Here is an 18,392-nt window from a genome sequence, read left to right as displayed (position 1 = left end):
CAAATCCCCCGCCAAATAGCACCTATTCATTAAGAGGAGCTTCTCATGTCCACAACACGCCTAAATCTCACGCCCCTTATCCTTCTTGCCCTTGCCTCCACCTTCATGCCGGGATGCAGCAAGGCCGATGCCCAAACTTCAACCGAGGTCGTCAAGAACGGACCTCGCCAGATCGAACTTCTGGTCTACGCCAACGACTTTGGCATGGTCCGCGAAACGCGCGACGTCGACCTCAAACAAGGCCGGGTTAAGGTCGGCCTGCAAGACGTCAGCAAAATGCTCGACCAGAATTCGGTCCTCTTCAGCTGGCCCGACAAGACCGACGCCCAGGTCGTTTCCAGCACTTACGACATCGGGATTGGCAACAGCGCACGCCTCCTGGAGCGCTTCGTCGGCAAGGAAATCGATCTCGTCTATCGAGGCGACAACGGCAAAGAGAGCGAGCGTATCACCGGAATCTTACAGGTCGCTGAGCCTGGAAACGTTGTCGTAAAAGCTGGCGACAAGTTCATCGTCAACCCGAACGCCACTATCGAGGCCTCCACCGGGTCGGGAATCGTCGCCATTCCTCAGCTTTCCGCCGAAATCGAGAGCAAGGCCAACGCCACGGCAAAGATGGGCGTGACCTACCTTACAGGCGGCCTATCCTGGCATGCCGATTACACCGCAACCCTCGTTCCCGGCGTGGAAGCGATGGGCCTTGAATGCTGGGCCACGGTGACGAACATGACTGGAACAGACTTCCCCAACGCGAGCATCAAGTTCGTAGCAGGGTCGCCAAATCGCGTCCTGGCTAACCGTTCCTCATGGGGCAGCACCACTGGGGGAGGAGGCTTTGCTACTAATGACCTTGCTAGGAAGGAACGGATAAGTGAAAGCTTCGGTGCCCCCGAAACCATGGGTGAACTCTACGCCTACCCCTACAAATCCACCGCTACCATCAAGCAGGATCAGATGAACCGAGTCCGCATGATGGGCGCCGACAAAGTCACCATCATCCGCGACTATAACATCCGCCTGCCCTACATCTACCGAGAAGGCTTCTACGGAAACCCCGACCAACGCCTATCCGCAACCCTCGCCCTAAACTTCACGAACGACGAGAAGTCGGGCCTCGGACTTCCCTTGCCCGGCGGATCAATGCGCGTCTACGAACCTGACAAGGACGGCAACATGCGCTACATCGGCGCGGCAAGCATCTCCGACACCCAAAAGGATGCCCGCGTAAACGCAACTTTGACGAATGTGTTCGACCTCTACGCCCTTGCCAAGCAGACTGCCGTCAAGAGAATCGACAAAAAAACCGTAAGTCGTCAGCTTGAGGTAAAGCTCTTCAACGAAAAGGACACCACTGTCGAACTGAGACTGGTCCAAGACTTCGGCGGTATCTGGAAGATCACCACTGAATCTGAGCCGAGCACAAGACTCTCGGCGAGCATGGCTCAGTGGAAAATCAAACTGAATCCTGGAGAAAAGAAGACGCTGAGCTACACAGTCGTCGTGGGATAAATTTAGGAAGTGGGGCGATCAGGTTGCTGTCATCTGCCAAGATCGCCCACTCTGTACCCTAGCTACTCACTCATAGCTGCTAGCTGGTTTACTCTTCTGCATCAATAACGTCAGGCTCCATCTTCCCAACCTCGACGTTCCACTCGTCCGCCCAATGTCGACTCTGAGCCGTCGACGGTCGCATACACATCACGACGTGAACCTGTGGTTCTTCAGGGCTCGCCTTGCTTTGTGAAATCTCTATCAGCAGATCCGCCATCCGCTTACGAAAACTATCGGCCTGCGACCGAGAAAGCCGCTTGACGACACGAAGATAGGCAGAAAAGTCGTGGACAGACTTCTCATGCTCCATCAATTCGTACATCATCGCACTCTCACGCGTGATCGTGCGCATCATCGCCGCGAATGCCTTCTGTCGGTAGAAGTTGTACTCGGGTGTTCCATCCTCACCCATATCACGCACTTGAACCCCAGTTCTGACAAAGAGCTTCTCCAGGCGTGCATGACGTTTGCGAGTACTCACGGGAATGATCAGACCGACCCGAAGGAGTTCGTTCACATGATAGTGAATGGTCTGCGCCGACTTGCCCAAATCGCGCGAAACGTCAGATGCCGAGATCGGTTCCTCAGCCGTGAAGGACCAATACACACGGTTCCTCACGGCAGAAGCTAAAACCTTAACTTGATCCAAGTCAAAAACCATCAAGTCTATTTGCCCAGGAAAGAGTGTCATATTAAGTTGTTTCAACCCACCCTGCTCTAATTCCTTGTGCATTTTGGAATACGTATAAGTTCCTTGCCCTCATATGCAGCCTGCCCGAATCAATAAACGGCCCAACTGCTAAAAACGTTTCCAAATAAGCTAAGTTCATCCAAACTTTTGCATCAAAAGACTTATTCCGACGGAGATCGCCAGTTGAACCTATCCCGGCCCGGTTAAGCCTCGGTCGGTATAATCACCTATGGCTTGGGAAAATTTTTCTGATTGGCTGAACCGTCCGATCTTGCAGATTGAGGGGTTCACTCTTACAGCGGCGTTTATCGTCAAGCTTATCCTCCTCCCCATCATCGTGTTCTTCGTCGCCAAAATGGTACGAAAACTGGTGAACCGCTCCCTAAAAAGAGTGCACACACTCGATGACTCCACCCGAACCCTCGCAGGAACGCTCGTTTACTACGTTGCACTTGTACTTGGTGTGGTCTGGGCGTTCGGACAGCTTGGACTAAGCACCAGCGATCTCGCCGTCTTTACAGGCGCTCTTGGACTTGGTATCGGTCTCGGCTTCCAAGACGCTGCCAAGAACTTTCTAAGCGGTCTCATCATGATGTTTGGGCGTATGGTCAAGCCGGGCGACGTTGTCACAGTCGAAGACACAACAGGGCGAATCCTTACTATTGGGATCTATTCCTGCGAAATCATCACAACCGCAAACGGGACCGCGTTTCTCCCCAACGCAAGCATCCTCGGCAGCAAGTTCATCAACTGGTCGCACGACAACGAGGAGCGCTGGGTCGAGATACTGGTCGGTGTCCACTATAACTCTGACCTTGAATTGGTGACCAAACTGCTGCTGGAAGCTGGAGAAGGCCTCGCAAACGTCAATCCAGAAGCAAACCGAGTGGTCTACTTGCGCGGATTCGGCGATAACTCGATCAACTTCTCAGTCCACTTAAAGAGCACAGAAGTGATGTTCCCCAATCGCGTTCTCAGCGCATACAACTACCGGGTCGCCGAGTTGTTTGCGAAACATGGAGTGGTCTTCCCTTATCCGCAGCGCGACCTCTACATTCACCAAATGCCCGGCATGCAAGCCTCCGATACCGAGCCTGTGGCCGTATCGTAGTTCGTGCCGCATCAGCAATGAAAGAAGAGGCCCAAATCCTTGGGCCTCACTGCATCCTGTAAGCCTCACTCCTCGTCTTTACGGTGTCACACCTGATCTACGATGCAACTACTATCGGATCCTAATGCCTGGATTGGTTTGCTCACGCTGACTATCCTTGAAATCGTCCTTGGCATAGATAACATCGTCTTTATCTCGATCCTTTCGGGCAAGCTGCCCAAGGAACAGCAGCCCAGAGCGCGGAAGCTTGGCCTTGGCCTCGCTATCATTACCCGTATTGCCCTTCTGTTCTCAATCGGCCTCATCATGCGCATGAGTGAGCCGTTCATGCACGTCTTTGGCAAGGGCATCTCCGGACGCGATCTGATCCTGATCATCGGCGGTATCTTCCTGATCGCCAAAGCCGTTCACGAAATCCACAACAAGCTTGAAGGCGAAGAGCACGAAGCGGCAACTGTGAAAAAGGGAGGCACGATGCTCAGCATTATCCTCCAAATCCTCGCCATCGACCTCGTCTTCTCTATCGACTCGGTCGTCACTGCCGTTGGAATGGTGCAGTACATCGAAGTCATGATGGCCGCGGTCATCATCTCAGTCCTGTTCATGCTCGCCTTTGTCACCAAGGTCAGCAACTTCATCGACGCGCATCCAACCGTCAAAATGCTCGCGCTGGCGTTCTTGGTGCTCATCGGTGTAAATCTGCTCGCTGAAGGCTTCGGCGCACACATTGAAAAAGGCTACACCTACTTTGCGATGGCGTTCTCAATCATCGTCGAGATGCTCAACATCCGATTGAGAAAGAAGTCGTCAAAACCCGTGGAGTTGCGACACAACTACCCTTCAATCGAGTAGGAGTTGGAATAGAGAGCTGAGAGCTAAGGGCTGGGAGCCGAAGAGTTCTATCCCTGCCTCTCATTCCCAGCTCACAGAGCCAAGCTCCCAGCGACTATCTACCAATCCCTAAGAACTCTGCCACCCGATCCAGCCTATCTTGGTCGTACCGATCAAGCGGCTTCGGTTCTCCACTCAGCGCAAGGTCAGACGCCGTGCCGGAGTGCAGAGAATAGAGGTCGATCAAGGCAAGGTAGAAGGCGTTTTCTGGGTCAAGCTCACTGGCAAGACGCATGCTCTTAATCGCCTCTGCCTTCTTCCCTGCCCCCCAAAACGCGACCGAAGCTCGTAAGTAGAGGTGATCGTCTCCCGGGGATCTATCCACCGCCTCCTTCATGGGCCGCAGTGCATCCTCAAACCGACGCAACTCGATCAGCAAATCTGCAAGCCAAAACCAGTAGAACGGATCCGTCTCGCCAATCTGAGCGGCTTGTTCTGCTGCACGCACCGCCAGCTTGTATTCCCTGATCTCCCGATATGCCTCCGCGAGTTTAAAGTAGTGAAAAGGGTTCTTCGAATCTTTCTTCGAGGCGCTGGTGAGGTTTTCGATGGACTCCCGAAACTTTGCGTTTCTCCGGAGGATGTCGGAGACGCCAACCTGCGCATCGGTTGCGCCTTTGTTAGCGCGAAGCGCGAGCTGGTACTCGGTGATGGCTTCGTCCTCCCTATCGGCGACATCGTAAGCCGCTGCCAGGTTCAAATGCTCCTTTGCATCCGGGTTGGGTGTCTGCTCAAGGGCCTTCTGAAAATGCTTGATCGCAGCATCAAAGTCGCCGTCTTCAAGACACTGCTCTCCAAGTGCGGCGCTCTCGTCAGCGTCGCGCCCAACCTTGGTAGAGGCGACTCCCGGCTTGACGTCACGAACGTCGTCTTCGAGAATGCCAAACAGTTCGTTGATGACTTTGCGAGGATCTTCCATGCTTACTTGGATTTTACGTCCACAAGCAGGATATCAAGCTCGCGAATCGACCTTGTGCTCATGCGGTCGATCGGGCGAATCTTCAGAGTTGCTGGGTAGCTGCTGCCTGAGAGCGGCACAGTTGTAAGCGAAAACTGCTCCGAAGCTCCTGGTTCGAGGCGGTACTTCATCAGTCGTACCTCCTCTTTAGGCTGCAAAAGGGGAGTTCGCACAACCCTCTCACCCATCGCGAACAAGGCTCCGGAATATCCCGCGCTCGCCTCAAAGACGACTTCAACATCCGTCGCCGTGTCCGTCGAGTTCGACAGTCTGGCTTCAATCTTGTAGGTCACGCCAAAGTTGCCATCGAGGTTCGATAGTCCGTCTGCCCGCTGAATCGCCTTTTGTCCAAGTCTCACGAACCCGTAGGCCTTCCCAACCTCATACTGAACGGTTTCGATCTTGAACGGATTGGGATAGATATGAGCCGACGTTGGGGTCTCAAGCTCCACAGAGTTGCCGAGCGGAATGATTCCAACCTGCTGCCAAGGCGTCGGACTCGCAAGCGCAGCCTGCCATCGCGCATCCAGCGCAAAAGGCCAAATCGCATCGGCGCGCACCTGCATCGTTTGGGGGCCGCTCACGATCTTCAGCGAACAAAGCCCGCTCACCGTGTCGTTCACGTTAAACCGACGCAGGGTCAGTGGAAGCGACGATCGCGGCGGAACGATAATCACCTCACCCGAACTATAAATCCAATTCTTGACGAACTGCTCCGCAGCCTGAATACCCGCCAAAACCGGGTTCTTCTCCGGGCTGCTATCGCCAGGGATGACCATGATCCGCGCTGGCTCATCGGAGAGGTTCAAAATCCGAGCCCGGAAGAACAAAGGCCAAGTCGAACTGTTGATATGGTGATAAAGCAAACGAGCGGGCTCGCCCTTCTTGAGGTCGGCAACAAAGAGCGTTCCTGTGGTCTTCACAGTCTCGGGGTGGTTGCAATACCAGAGCTCTGACTCCTGCATCTTGCCTACGTTCTCGTTGCGAACCGTTACGGTGACCAAACCCTCGTTCGTCATGCTCTCCGAGCCCGAAGCTCGAATGCGGATATTGTAGGACTTAGCCTGGCCCGTCAAGATTTGCCCAACTTCCGGAACTTGATAAACCCAGCGCGCATCTGGCTCAGCCTTAAAATTGCTCTCAATCGCCGTCCGAATCGCTCCTTGAACAGTCGCTGTTGTTGCAGGACCACCGCTCACAAACGCACTGAACGTTTGCGGAAACTTTGCTGCCATCGGGACGACACGCACCGGGATGCTCCGAATGTTGTTCTTGATCGCTACCACAACTTCAGCGCTTCCGTAGTTGCCGCCGGTTAGAATGATCTGGCCCGTCTTTCGGCTCACCTTGACAATCTGTTCATCTGAACTTTCAATGGTCGCCGTCGAAGCCAAAGAGCCGACAACGGCAACGGGCTTCGTCATCCCGCCAGTAATCCGAATCTGGCTTGTGTCCAGTTGTAGTTCAGGCAAGGCGATCGCCTCTTTTAGCTGTGCGGACCACTGATTCGCAAGCGCTGGGATCGTCGTCTTATAGGCCGAGGCTTCTGCGCCATCTACCGCCAAAACTGTCTTGCTGCCAATTCGGATGTACCAGCCCTTTTTCGTCTTTGAGACGCTAACAGAACCGGACCCGATAGACTTTTGAAGCGCCTTCTGCAAGGCTGTCGCGTCACCCGATGTGTTGCCCGCCTTAAAAGTAATGACCGGCATTTCATTGACGAAAACAGTAGGGCCCTCTGCGCGCACCGTCGCGGCCCAGCTCGCTGAAACAACGAACTGAAAGATAAAAATAGCAAATACAAATCGTGCGCCGCGCATACCGCTCTCTAACCCCGCACAGGATACCTGTCAAAGTTGCCTGCAGGTTCATTATCGGTTGTTAACGATTCAATAAACATACACTCAAAGGCAGGTTTGTGAAGACTTTCTTGCCGCTGTGTGTTTTAGATTTCTTGAATCTACCTCCCCCTTTAGACTCTGCAAATCCGCTCATATGCTCCAAATATGCAGTTCATTTGAAGAACGTTTCATGATTCGCTTTCCAGGCTAATGATCTTTCAAGCTCAAACTAAACAACCTACATCGTCTCTTCTGGCTCAGCCGAAGAAACCCGCCGTCACGAAGCACAAGTCCTCAGATTCACCGATGCAAAAAATGACCTACCATTTTTCAAGGAACCCGGTAAAATAGGTACAGCGTCGCGGTAAGCATCGCCTCCTAGTTAGCGTCTCCGGTCAGTTCATCCGCGATGCTTCAGCAAAGAGAGTTACGGCTTCTACCGGACCGGAGAATATAGAATGAGCAAGCGCCTATACGTTGGCAACCTGCCGTACACAGCCGGCGAGCAGGATTTGATGGATCACTTTGCTGATTTTCAGCCCAGTTCTGCACGAATCATCGAAGGCCGTGGTTTTGGCTTTGTCGATGTCGAAGACGATCAGATGGACGCTGCAATCGAAGCCAAGAACGGCTCCGATCTTGGCGGACGCGCCCTCGTAGTCAATGAAGCTCGCCCACGCGAAGATCGCGGACCACGCGACTTCGGCGGTGGTGGTGGCGGAGGCTACGGCGGTGGAGGCGGCGGTGGTCGCGGTGGAGACCGTGGCGGCTTCGGCGGAGGTGGTGGTCGAGGCGGCGGCGGTGGTCGCGGTGGAGACCGTGGTGGCCGTGGCGGTGGCGGCGGAGACCGACGACGTTACTAAGCAGACTTAGAACAAGCAGAAACGGACATCGAGTTTTCGATGTCCGTTTTACATTGTCATCCTTTCCCCTAATGCCCGCTCTGCCAGGTGACCTCGCCAACCTCATTCGGCATGACAACGTCAGGATGATGTGGCTTCACACGCACGATATATCCTTTGTGCCCGGACTGCGAGCAGGAAAGCGTGCCAAAGAACGTATGACGGCTGCCTTCGCCCTCAATCCTTTCCAATACCAACGGCTCGATGTTGATCAGATCGCGGTTCGGTCCAACATCCCCAACAAGACCCTCGACACGGACTTCATCAGGACTAAACGGTCCAAGTTCCACCGTTGCCTGAATCTGAATTGAGGTCCCAACTGTCGTCCTCCTGGGAGCATTGTCGTTAACCTCATGAATGCGTACCTTCCCCCACTCTGAATCGACCTTTGCCTGCCATTGGATCGCTGATTTTGCTCGCTCCATTCCGTTGCCCGCAAGGTTGCCATAGCACTCACTCGCCGGTACATAGAATCGTCGCCCATAATCCGATACCATTCTCCCCGTGCAGAACTGAGGTGCGAGAATCATGATCGACCGTTTGATCATCTGAATCCACGCAGTCGGAACTTCTGAGCCCATCCTCGAATAGAACTTCGGTGCGATCTCATTCTCCAAAAGCCAATAGAGCGAACGGCTGTCGAAAAAGTCTTGCTGCCCTTGGTCAGAATAGTCTCGGCGCTCGCCGATCGACCAGCCGACTCCCGGCATATAGCCCTCATCCCACCAGCCGTCGAGTACGGAGCAGTTGAGGCCGCCGTTCGGCACAACCTTCATTCCGCTCGTACCGCTTGCTTCCAGAGGGCGCCTCGGGTTGTTGAGCCACACATCGACACCCTGTACGAGAGACCGTGCCACCGACATATCGTAATCCTCCAAGAACACGATGCGCGACGAAGTCCCCTCATCCCGGATGAAGTGATACAAATCCTGGATGAGCTTCTTTCCGCCATCGTCACGGGGATGGCTCTTTCCTGCGACCAGAATTTGAACTGGCCTTTCTGGGTGAAAGAGAATCCTCTTCAACCGCTCAGGATCAGAAAGCATCAAGGTCGCACGCTTGTAAGTCGCAAACCTTCGCGCAAAGCCGATGGTCAGGAATCGGGGATCAAGAATTTGATCAAATGCGCTCAGTTCAGAACGGTCGCTCCCCCGATGTTCAAGGGCCCTTTGCAGCCACACTCGGGCATTCCGAACCAAATCACCGCGTTGATTCTCCCTCGCCTCCCAAAGCGCTGCATCGGGAATGTCGAGCACACCCTCCCACAAAGAAGCATACTCCGGTCGCCGACGCCAACTTGGGTCAAGGTAACGGTCAAACAGTTCACCCATTCTCCGACTGATCCAAGTAAGTGTGTGGATGCCGTTCGTAACGGCCTCAATTGGTGTCTCATCTTCGGGATAGTTGGGCCATTTCTGCTGGAACATCGAGCGCGATACGCTCGCGTGAAGTTTTGAAACGCCATTGATGTAGTTGCTGTTCTCGATGGCGAGCAATGCCATATTGAACTTCTCACCCTCGTTCTCAGGGTCCATCACGCCAAATGCCACAAACTCCTCAAACGAGATTCCCAGAGCCTTAACCGCACTCGCCGTGTATCGCTCAAGGAGATCAGACGGGAACAGGTCAAACCCTGCCGGAACCGGTGTATGCGTCGTAAAAACGCTGCTCCCAACGATCACCTTGCGCGCGGTCTTAAAGTCGCACTGGTTGTCAGACATGAACTGGCGAATCCGCTCAAGGATCATAAAGCCCGCATGGCCCTCGTTCATATGGCAAACCGTGGGGTTAATGCCAACTGCTCGCAGAGCGCGCATACCACCCACACCAAGAATCATCTCCTGAGCAATGCGCATCTCCTCATTGCCGCCATAAAGCGTGTCGGTAATCTCTTGGTCGCTCGGAGCATTCTCCAGTACGTTGCTGTCAAGCAGATAAAGCTGAACGCGCCCTACGTCTGCCCGCCAAATCTGACAAACGATGGTCCGGTCGGGAAACTCCACCTCCACCCGTAGCGGTTGTTGATTCTCGCCACGCATCAAAGTTAGCGGCATCCGGTAGAAATCGTATTGAGGATAGTGCTCCTGCTGCCACCCGTCCGCCCCAAGCACCTGACGGAAGTAACCCCGTGAATACAGCAAACCCACACCGACCAACGGCAAGCCAAGATCGCTCGCTGCCTTCAAATGGTCGCCCGCCAAAACCCCAAGCCCGCCCGAATAGATCGGCAAAGACTCGGAAATGCCAAACTCCGCGCAAAAATAGGCGATTCGCGTTTCCTCGCGCTTGCCGGGGTAGGCCTTGTCGAACCAGGGCTCCTCATCCAAGTACTTCTGAAGGTCGCCCGCGCAGTAGTTCAGCTCTGCCAATATCGAAGCATCTTGCTGCAAGCGATCCAAACGCTCTGCCGAGAGTGAGTTGATAAGCTGAACCGGGTTATGCTCAACCCTCTCCCAAACATCCTTGTCGATGCTCCTAAAAAGCTCCTGAGTGGGGTGGTGCCACGTCCAACGAAAGTTAGAGGCAAGCGCCGAAAGTTGACGGAGGCTCTCCGGCAATTCCTGGATCACTTCAAACGACTGGGCATACTTGGGATGTTTCATTGTGGTGGCAGCGCCTGCACGCTGATCCTATTATCGGCTCGAATTCAATGTACCTTTGCATCCGTCTGAGCGGTTGTCCCGGTAATTCTTACAGCAATAAGTGTAGGCCGTCCGCGCTGGTTGCCGCCTGTTCACGCCCTTGCCAAGCCCATTCTAGGGTAGAACCACACTTGTCTTATGCTGAAGATTCAAGACTTGAACGTGTATTACGGGGCCATTCACGCCCTCATGGGGATCAACATCGAGGTCAACCAGGGTGAGATCGTTGCCATCATCGGCTCAAACGGAGCGGGAAAGAGCACGACCCTGCGCACAATCAGCGGTCTCCTGCGCGCTAAGTCCGGTTCCATCCACTTCAAAGGCACCGACATCACGTCCAAACCTCCGCACGAGATCGTAAAGCTTGGCCTTAGCCAAAGCCCCGAAGGTCGCCGAATCTTCACCAACATGTCGGTTCAAGAGAACCTACAGCTCGGCTCGTTCATTCGCAAAGATGCAAACATCGGCCCCGACATGGAAGCTGTCTTGACCCGCTTCCCCCGACTCCGCGAGCGCTTCAAGCAGAATGCCGGGACCCTTAGCGGTGGTGAGCAGCAGATGCTTGCCATTGGTCGAGCCCTCATGTCTCGCCCACAGCTTTTGCTGCTTGATGAGCCAAGCCTTGGCCTTGCCCCTAACCTCGTCCGTGAGATTTTTAGCATCGTTCTTGACCTAAACAAAGACGGATGCACCGTCCTCATCGTGGAGCAGAACGCAAATAAGGCGCTTGAGATCGCGCACAGGGCCTACGTTTTGGAAACCGGCAACATCATCCTTGCCGACACCGGAAAAGCCTTGCTCACAAATCCCAAAGTCAAAGAGTGTTATCTGGGCGGTTAAGCGCAATGGCGGTTATACGCTTCGAGCCTTTATCCGACCAGCACATTCCCGCGATCCTGGAGATCGAAAAGGACGCCAATTCTGCACCTTGGTCGGAGCGCTCTTTCAAGAACGAGCTCACCAACGCCCAAAGCGTCTTTGCGGTTGCCCTCATTGGTGCTGCTGTCGTTGGCTACGGCGGGGCATGGATCGTCGTCGATGAATCCCACATCACAACCGTCGCCGTCCACAAAGACTATCGAGGGCAAGGTATCGGCCTCAAGATCATGCGTGAAATCCTCAAAGAGTCGAAGCAGCGCGGGGCCATCTGCTCAACTCTGGAGGTCCGTGCGAGCAACCAAGCCGCGATTCACCTTTACGAAAAGCTCGGCTATGTGCTGACAGCCTCACGAAAGAAGTACTACCCCGACAACAACGAAGACGCCGTGATCATGTGGCTGCACGAAATGTGAGGATGATGAGTCGTGAATAGTGGGTCGTGAGGCGTGAAGCGTAAGGAGTGAGAAGTTGACAGACATCTGATCCCGTACCATAGAATCTCGATTCCCGACTTCCGATCTCTGATCTCGAACTTCCAATCCAAAATCCAAAATCCAAAATCCAAAATCCAAAATCAAGACTCCCCCATGCTCCCCCCGACCTTCGACCGTCCCATCCTCGCCATCGAGACCAGTTGCGATGAAACCAGCGCTGCCGTCCTCGTGGGAATGGACGTGCGCTCAAACATCATCGCAAGCCAGATTGACCTCCATCAGAAGTGGGGTGGCGTGATCCCTGAACTCGCCGCCCGAGCCCACGTCGAAGCCATCCTCCCGACCCTTGAAGAGGCGCTATCCGTAGCAGGCATAGCCAAGGAAGAGCTTGGCGCTATCGCCGTAACCAACCGCCCTGGCCTTGTCGGTTCGCTCAGCGTCGGTGTCACCGCTGCGAAAGCCCTCGCCTACGCGCTCAAGCTCCCTCTCATCGGCGTTCACCACCTCGAAGGCCACATCCTCTCGCCGCTTCTTGCGAAGCCTGACCTTCCCTTTCCCCACATCTGCCTTCTCGTCAGCGGTGGCCACACGGAGCTTGTTTTGGTGGAAGAAGTGGGACGTTATCGGCTGATCGGGCAGACCCGCGACGATGCCGCTGGCGAAGCCTACGACAAGTCGGCAAGGCTCCTCAACCTTCCCTACCCCGGTGGAAAGTCGATCCAGGAGCAAGCCGCAGACGGCAACCCCACGCGCTACTCATTACCGAAAGGGTTAGAACGGGAAGAGACGCTCGATTTCAGCTTTAGCGGGCTCAAAACCGCCGTGCTTAGGCTCGTACAAAACGAAGGGACCGCCCTGAGAGTCCCTGATGCTGCTGCCTCAGTCCAGGAGGCGATCAACTCCATCCTCAGCCGAAGGTCGATGGAAGCCATCGAACAATCGGGGGCTAAAGCGCTCACCCTCGCCGGTGGTGTCGCCGCGAACATGGACCTGCGCAAGAGGCTCGAAACAGAGGCCCACAAACTCGGCATTCCCTTCGCCCCCGCTCCGCTGGAGATGTGTACCGACAACGCCGCTATGATCGGTCTCGCCGCAACCTTCAGACTGGCTCAAGGTGAATCGGACAACTGGGATTTAGACTGTTTGGCTAACGACAATCTGCCGAGGTAGGTTACTTCCGCTTCTTCTTTAGAACGGCCCAAATGATCGCAACGATGAGCACGATCCAAAAGATTCTTCCTGTCCATTGACCGAATTGGTAAGCGGTTTGCGCGAAGAGGATTTCCAACATCCACGGATAATATCCCAGAGCGGTATGGGACAACAAGACACTGAAATAGAACCTCCGCTATTGCTGTCCCCACCATCGCCATTTCAGTCCAAACTCACGTAGAGGATCGTTTTTCTTGGACACGCTAGCTTCACCAACCCAATCAGCAACACTTTCAGGATAGTATTTTTTCTTCGTGGTATGAATGCCAACTCTCTTGAATTTGCCATTTCTAAGCTCAAATTCAAAGAGTTGGTACTTGTGCGGCCCACCATGGGGCTCAACATCTGGAAGATACAGATAATCCCACATGTAAAGCCCTCTTGAAGTCGGCCCCCAGCCACCGTAATCGCTGAAACTAAGATCGTTTGAGGACTTTAAAATCTTGGGACCGCTGGCGGTTAGTTCGTAAGGGACAATTTGGCTGTACCCATAGACTCCAGACTCCTCGGCGAGAGTTACGAAGAGGATCGTCTTGCTGGAGATTACGCGGCTAAACAAGATCGGTCTGAACTTTCGAGATCCATGATCATCAGGCCAGGTCCCCGATGGAAGGGTGAGTTGAATTCGATGAGTGCCCTTCGGGCTTGTCGTGCGGATGGCTACTGTCCCAGTTTTGAACGGAGTATCCGTATAACAGGTTGCCGTAAACCCCTTGCCAGCAACCGTCAACTGTTCATGATAAACCGGTCCCTCAACGGAAGAAGCGGCTACACAAAGCATGAAAACAGCTCCGATCATAACTCAACTCCTGTAAGAAATCTTATTTCTCCAATATCCGTGCGACTCACTACTCACACCTAGCTACTCACGACCCTCAACTCACGCCATCCCTCTTTACGAGCTTTGCTCCTTCGCGCACTTTGAGAGAAATCCCATTTCTCCAATCCCCAGCGACTTACTACTCACACCTAGCTACTCACGACCCTCAACTCACGCCATCCTTTTTTTGCGAGCTTTGCTCCTTTGCGCACTTTGCGCGAAATCCTCTCTCTTCTATCTCCCAGCTACTCACTACTCACTCATAGCTACCCGCTACTCACGACTCATCGTACGTCTCATACGGATCCGGCATCTCCACATATGTCAACTGATCCACCGACACCCCGTTCCAATCAAAAGCGTAATACTTCCGACCCTTCCGCGCCATAACCTCACGCACCAACTTCGCCCGACCCTTGGCCCGAGTGTTTTGCGGCGGGTCCGTCATCGCATCCACGATGTCCAGATCGTCCAGCATCCGCTCGGTCTGCCCCATCTCCTGCAACGCGTGGAACAAGCTCTGATCCGGGTCGATGTTGTGATACTCCAAGTCGATGGATTGGAGGGCGTCATCCTGCCAGCCCAGCCCCTCCGACTCCATATACTGCTCAACCACCTTCTTCTTCGCCACCCAATCGACCTTGTCGGCAAGCGCCATCGGGTCCTTCTCCAAGCCGTCCAAGATCGCCGCCCACTCGTTCAAAATCCAATCGGTCTGTTCGCTCTCCCCCCGAAACCGCTCGGCAAGCTTGAGGTACTCCCGCTGCAGGTCAATCGCCGTGATCGTGGTGCCGTCGGCAAGTTCAACCAGCCACTTGTACTCATCGTCTCTGCTGACTGTCCTGAGCGCAAAAACCGGCTGCGACAGCAGCAACCGCTGCGGAACCGCATTCTCCTCAAGCAAAGCCACCACAAGCGAAGTCGTCCCCACCTTCAGCGCATAGGCATACTCGTTTTGGTTTGCCTCGCCATATAGCAGGTGCAAGCGCGTTCGCCCGCCATAGGTGTAAAAGTGCTCCCACTTCGGGTTGATAATCGCGCGGTTAAACCGCACCCGGCTCGCGATGGTCTTCAGAATGTGGTCGGCGCGCTGGCTGAGCTGATAGTTCACTGAATCGTCGGGCAAAACCCCATAAACGTGGCTCACCCAAATGTAGTCGATTGGGTTGTCCACCACCTCCTGATAGTTCGGCCGAAACGCATTAGCCGAGAGCACATGCCCGCCCACTCGCCCAACGCCCGCATAAATCTGCCGAGTGACCAAGAACGGATAGAACATCTCCACGCGCTCCGTGAGCAATTCGTCGTTCGCCTCAACGAGGTAGTTCTCGTGGCACCCAAAGGTATGCCCGCCAAAGTGGTCAACCGAGTTGTTATAGATGCAGACGTCGTCAACGAGGTCAAGCTCTCGAATTGCTCGGACGATGTGCCTCTGCCCCGCTCGGTCGTTGGCGACAAGGTCTTTCAAAGACCGACATTCGGCAGTGGCGTATTCGAGGTGGCTCCCAACCGCATCGATATACAGCCGGGCTCCGTTCATCAAGAACCCGCCACATTGGGCAGGCTCAAAAACCTCATCCCGCGAATGAATATCCATCGCCCCGAGCTTCATATCAAAGAACACATAATCCTTGATCAGCTCGACAGCCGCCTCGGGCGAGCCAAGATTCTCATCCGCAACTAGGCAGCCGTACTCCGTTTCGACTCCGAAAACGCGATCGGTGCGCGGACGATCCATGAACCTATTCTATGTTGCATCCTGGCCCCGCGTCACGCGATAGGCACAAAAAGACGGTAAAACATCTTCATGATCGAAGAGGCGATGGCGCATCTCAAGAGCGTTGATCCGGTTTTAGGAAAGGTGATCGACGTTGTTGGACCCGCCCAAGGCAGACAGCACATCGGCGTTGGCGACACCTTCGAATACCTGGCCCACGTGATCATCTTCCAACAGCTTGCCGGAGCCGCCGCAAGCACCATCGAAAAGCGTTTCATCGCCCTTTTCCCAGACTCCCCATTCCCCAAACCCGACGACATCCTCAACGCCTCCGAGGAGTACATCCGCAGCGCAGGAATCTCCCGTCAAAAGCAGGGCTATCTACGCGACCTCGCGGCCCGTGCCAAGCAAGGACTGCCCACCATGAAGGAGATGATCGAAATGGACGACGAACATATCCTTGAATCGCTCACCCAGGTGAAGGGGATCGGGCGGTGGACCGTCCACATGCTCATGATGTTCCGCCTCGGCAGGCCCGATGTATTGCCCATCGATGACCTTGGTGTACGCAACGGCGCGAAAAAACTCTACGGAATGGATGGCGGCTGCAGCATCAAACAGCTCGAAGAGATCGCCCAACCATGGCGGCCCTACAGGTCCATCGGCAGCTACTACATGTGGGAAGTCTTGGAGCTCAAGGACTTGCCGAGCTAAGGGCCAAGCAGCTCGTGGCTGGGAGGGATCGTAGATCGTAGATCGTAGATTGTAGATTGCTGATCTCTGATTTCAGATTTCCGATCGCTGATCGCTGATAGCAGATCGCTGATAGCTGATCGTTCATCACTCATCGTTTCTCCCTATCGCCCCCACCCTTCCCCAGGTATCCTGATCCTTCGCTTATGCAAGCCTTCGTCCAGTGCGCGAACTGCAAGAAAATCCTTTTCTCGGTCGAATTCGAGCAGGCCCTACGTGTCTGTCCCCATTGTGGACACCACCACCGCCTCAGCGCCAAAGAGCGCATCGCTTGGACCTTCGACCCCGACAGCTTCCTAGAGGTTGACCAGGAGCTGCGCTCCGGCAACCCGCTCGGCTTTCCCGATTACCCCGAGAAGCTGGAGGGCGCCGAGAAGAAAATGGACATGCACGACAGCATGGTCGCCGGCCTCGCCAAGCTCGACGGACTGCCCGTGAGCATCGCCGTCGCCGACTTCAGCTTTATGGGCGGCTCGATGGGCTCGGTCAATGGCGAAAAGGTCACGCGCACCATGGAACGGGGAATCGACAGCGGCATGCCCGTGATCGTCTTCTGCGCATCCGGTGGCGCAAGGATGCAAGAGGGGCTTTTGAGCCTGATGCAGATGGCCAAGACCACCGCCGCCGTTCAAAAATGCCGCGATAACGGCATCCCCTTTATCACCGTTTTTACCGACCCCACCATGGCCGGGGTCCTTGCCAGCTACGCCAGTGTGGCCGATGTCATCCTCGCCGAACCGAAAGCGCTCGTCGGGTTCGCCGGAGCCCGCGTCAGCAAACAGGCCGGGGTGAGCAAAGTCCCCAACGACTTCCAAACCGCCGAATTCTGCCTTAGCCACGGAATGATCGACAAGATTGTCCACCGCCGCGACATGCGTGCGACGCTTTCGCTCCTAACCAAAATGCTCGGAGGGCACCTAACTCATGGCCGCTAAATCCTGGAAAGAGTGGGAAAGACCGCTCATCGAGCTTGACGATAACTTAGCCAAGCTCAAAGAGCAGCTCCCCAAACTGCCGCAGCAAGAGCGCGCCGCGATGGAAGAGCGCATCGCCGAGATCGAGCAGCGCCGAGACAACTATCTCAACGTGATGTACAGCCGACTTGGGCCTTGGGAGAAGGTCCTCGTCGCGCGAGCCGAAAAACGCCCCTACACCCTCGATTACATCACCGCCATCTTCCAGAACTTCACCGAACTCGACGGCGACCGCCGATTCGGAGCCGATCACGCCATCGTGGGCGGACCCGCGACCTTCGATGGACGCCCGGTCATGATCGTCGGGCACCAAAAGGGTCGCAACATCCAAGATCGGCAGTATCGCAACTTCGCCATGGCGAAGCCGGAAGGCTACCGAAAGGCGATCCGCCTGTTTGAGATGGCCGACCGGTTCCACATGCCGGTTATCACCTTCATCGACACGCCCGCTGCCGACCCCGGAGTAGAAAGCGAGTCGCGGGGCATCAGCGAGGCCATTGCCGCCTCCATGCTCAAGATGTTCGAGCTCACCGTACCGGTCGTTTCCGTCGTCATCGGCGAGGGCGGTTCCGGCGGAGCCATCGGCATTGCCGCGGCCAACCGGGTCATGATGCAAGAGCACGCGATCTATAGCGTCATCCCGCCGGAAGGTTGCGCCGCGATCCTTTGGCGCATGCCCGAAAAAGGCGCGCAAGCCGCCGCCGCGCTCAAGCTCACCGCCCAAAGCGCACTTGAATTTGAATTGGTGGATGAGATCCTTCCCGAACCCAAGGGCGGCGCACACCGCGACCCCGTGGAAGCCGCAGCAACGGTGAAAGATGGTATAGCTCGGTCACTGAAGGTGCTGGACGAGTTGGACGGCGAAGCGCTGAAAGCCGACCGCTATGCAAAATTCCGTGCAATGGGACAGATGAGAGAGGATTGAGGGAAGCTCCCAGCAGCTCACTCCCCGCGTTCTGATGCTTTAGTACTCAAAGACTTAAAGCCCATTTTTTGCCGAAAAGCCTAAGTGCTGA

16 protein-coding genes are annotated in these 18,392 nt (G+C 55.0%); 10 read left to right on the top strand and 6 right to left on the bottom strand.

Annotated elements, in window-relative coordinates:
• The first annotated feature begins 45 nt into the window (after positions 1–45).
• Positions 46–1,509: a DUF4139 domain-containing protein gene (locus tag KF784_08325; GenBank protein ID MBX3119056.1), complete on the top strand. Its 1,464-nt coding sequence runs from the start codon at positions 46–48 to the stop codon at positions 1,507–1,509.
• Positions 1,510–1,597: 88 nt separating this feature from the next.
• Here the strand turns inward: KF784_08325 and KF784_08320 are convergent, their stop codons facing one another.
• Positions 1,598–2,200 carry a helix-turn-helix transcriptional regulator gene (locus KF784_08320; GenBank protein MBX3119055.1) on the bottom strand — a complete coding sequence of 201 codons (603 nt, stop codon included), beginning with the start codon at positions 2,198–2,200 and terminating at the stop codon, positions 1,598–1,600.
• A gap of 271 nt (positions 2,201–2,471) precedes the next feature.
• Here KF784_08320 and KF784_08315 point away from each other — a divergent pair, with 271 nt between their 5' ends.
• Both KF784_08315 and KF784_08310 read left to right on the top strand, forming a co-directional pair.
• Complete coding sequence (locus KF784_08315; protein ID MBX3119054.1) at positions 2,472–3,353, top strand: mechanosensitive ion channel; 882 nt, start codon at positions 2,472–2,474, stop codon at positions 3,351–3,353.
• 102 nt (positions 3,354–3,455) lie between these two features.
• Positions 3,456–4,205 (top strand): TerC family protein, encoded by a 750-nt coding sequence (locus tag KF784_08310; protein ID MBX3119053.1) that lies wholly within the window; start codon positions 3,456–3,458, stop codon positions 4,203–4,205.
• Between the two features lie 94 nt (positions 4,206–4,299).
• On the opposite strand, the gene KF784_08305 is transcribed toward KF784_08310, so the two are convergent.
• Together KF784_08305 and KF784_08300 are read right to left on the bottom strand one after the other, a co-directional pair.
• Positions 4,300–5,163: a tetratricopeptide repeat protein gene (locus tag KF784_08305; GenBank protein ID MBX3119052.1), complete on the bottom strand. Its 864-nt coding sequence runs from the start codon at positions 5,161–5,163 to the stop codon at positions 4,300–4,302.
• A 2-nt stretch (positions 5,164–5,165) separates the two neighbouring features.
• Positions 5,166–6,914, bottom strand: a complete 1,749-nt coding sequence (locus tag KF784_08300; protein ID MBX3119051.1) for a hypothetical protein — start codon at positions 6,912–6,914, stop codon at positions 5,166–5,168.
• Positions 6,915–7,501: 587 nt separating this feature from the next.
• On the opposite strand from KF784_08300, the gene KF784_08295 reads away from it, so the two are divergent.
• Positions 7,502–7,906, top strand: coding sequence for a hypothetical protein (locus KF784_08295; protein MBX3119050.1), 405 nt, complete (start codon positions 7,502–7,504; stop codon positions 7,904–7,906).
• A gap of 68 nt (positions 7,907–7,974) precedes the next feature.
• Here KF784_08295 and glgP read toward each other — a convergent pair whose 3' ends face one another.
• Entirely contained in the window at positions 7,975–10,548 is a 2,574-nt protein-coding gene (gene glgP, locus KF784_08290) for an alpha-glucan family phosphorylase (GenBank protein ID MBX3119049.1), read from the bottom strand.
• Positions 10,549–10,725: 177 nt separating this feature from the next.
• Here glgP and KF784_08285 point away from each other — a divergent pair, with 177 nt between their 5' ends.
• The 3 genes from KF784_08285 (at position 10,726) to tsaD (ending at position 13,070) form a co-directional block, all read left to right on the top strand.
• On the top strand, positions 10,726–11,427 hold the full coding sequence (locus KF784_08285) for an ABC transporter ATP-binding protein (protein ID MBX3119048.1): 702 nt from the start codon (positions 10,726–10,728) through the stop codon (positions 11,425–11,427).
• A 5-nt stretch (positions 11,428–11,432) separates the two neighbouring features.
• Complete coding sequence (gene rimI / locus KF784_08280) at positions 11,433–11,879, top strand: ribosomal protein S18-alanine N-acetyltransferase (GenBank protein ID MBX3119047.1); 447 nt, start codon at positions 11,433–11,435, stop codon at positions 11,877–11,879.
• Between the two features lie 174 nt (positions 11,880–12,053).
• Positions 12,054–13,070, top strand: a complete 1,017-nt coding sequence (gene tsaD / locus KF784_08275; protein MBX3119046.1) for a tRNA (adenosine(37)-N6)-threonylcarbamoyltransferase complex transferase subunit TsaD — start codon at positions 12,054–12,056, stop codon at positions 13,068–13,070.
• Positions 13,071–13,248: 178 nt separating this feature from the next.
• Here tsaD and KF784_08270 read toward each other — a convergent pair whose 3' ends face one another.
• Positions 13,249–13,911, bottom strand: coding sequence for a hypothetical protein (locus KF784_08270; GenBank protein ID MBX3119045.1), 663 nt, complete (start codon positions 13,909–13,911; stop codon positions 13,249–13,251).
• Positions 13,912–14,209: 298 nt separating this feature from the next.
• A complete protein-coding gene (locus KF784_08265) occupies positions 14,210–15,670 on the bottom strand; it encodes a proteasome accessory factor PafA2 family protein (GenBank protein MBX3119044.1) in 1,461 nt (486 codons plus the stop codon).
• 69 nt (positions 15,671–15,739) lie between these two features.
• On the opposite strand from KF784_08265, the gene KF784_08260 reads away from it, so the two are divergent.
• The 3 genes from KF784_08260 (at position 15,740) to KF784_08250 (ending at position 18,301) form a co-directional block, all read left to right on the top strand.
• Positions 15,740–16,363, top strand: a complete 624-nt coding sequence (locus tag KF784_08260; GenBank protein MBX3119043.1) for a DNA-3-methyladenine glycosylase 2 family protein — start codon at positions 15,740–15,742, stop codon at positions 16,361–16,363.
• A gap of 185 nt (positions 16,364–16,548) precedes the next feature.
• On the top strand, positions 16,549–17,337 hold the full coding sequence (gene accD, locus KF784_08255; GenBank protein ID MBX3119042.1) for an acetyl-CoA carboxylase, carboxyltransferase subunit beta: 789 nt from the start codon (positions 16,549–16,551) through the stop codon (positions 17,335–17,337).
• Entirely contained in the window at positions 17,327–18,301 is a 975-nt protein-coding gene (locus tag KF784_08250; protein MBX3119041.1) for an acetyl-CoA carboxylase carboxyltransferase subunit alpha, read from the top strand. The genes accD and KF784_08250 overlap by 11 nt, the downstream gene beginning before the upstream one ends.
• The last annotated feature ends 91 nt before the right edge of the window (positions 18,302–18,392 follow it).

The organism is Fimbriimonadaceae bacterium (assembly GCA_019638775.1).
Classification (GTDB): Bacteria; Armatimonadota; Fimbriimonadia; order Fimbriimonadales; family Fimbriimonadaceae; genus JAHBTD01.
The sequence above is the reverse complement of the archived record's forward strand: the minus strand, read 5'-3'. Positions and strand labels throughout refer to the sequence as shown.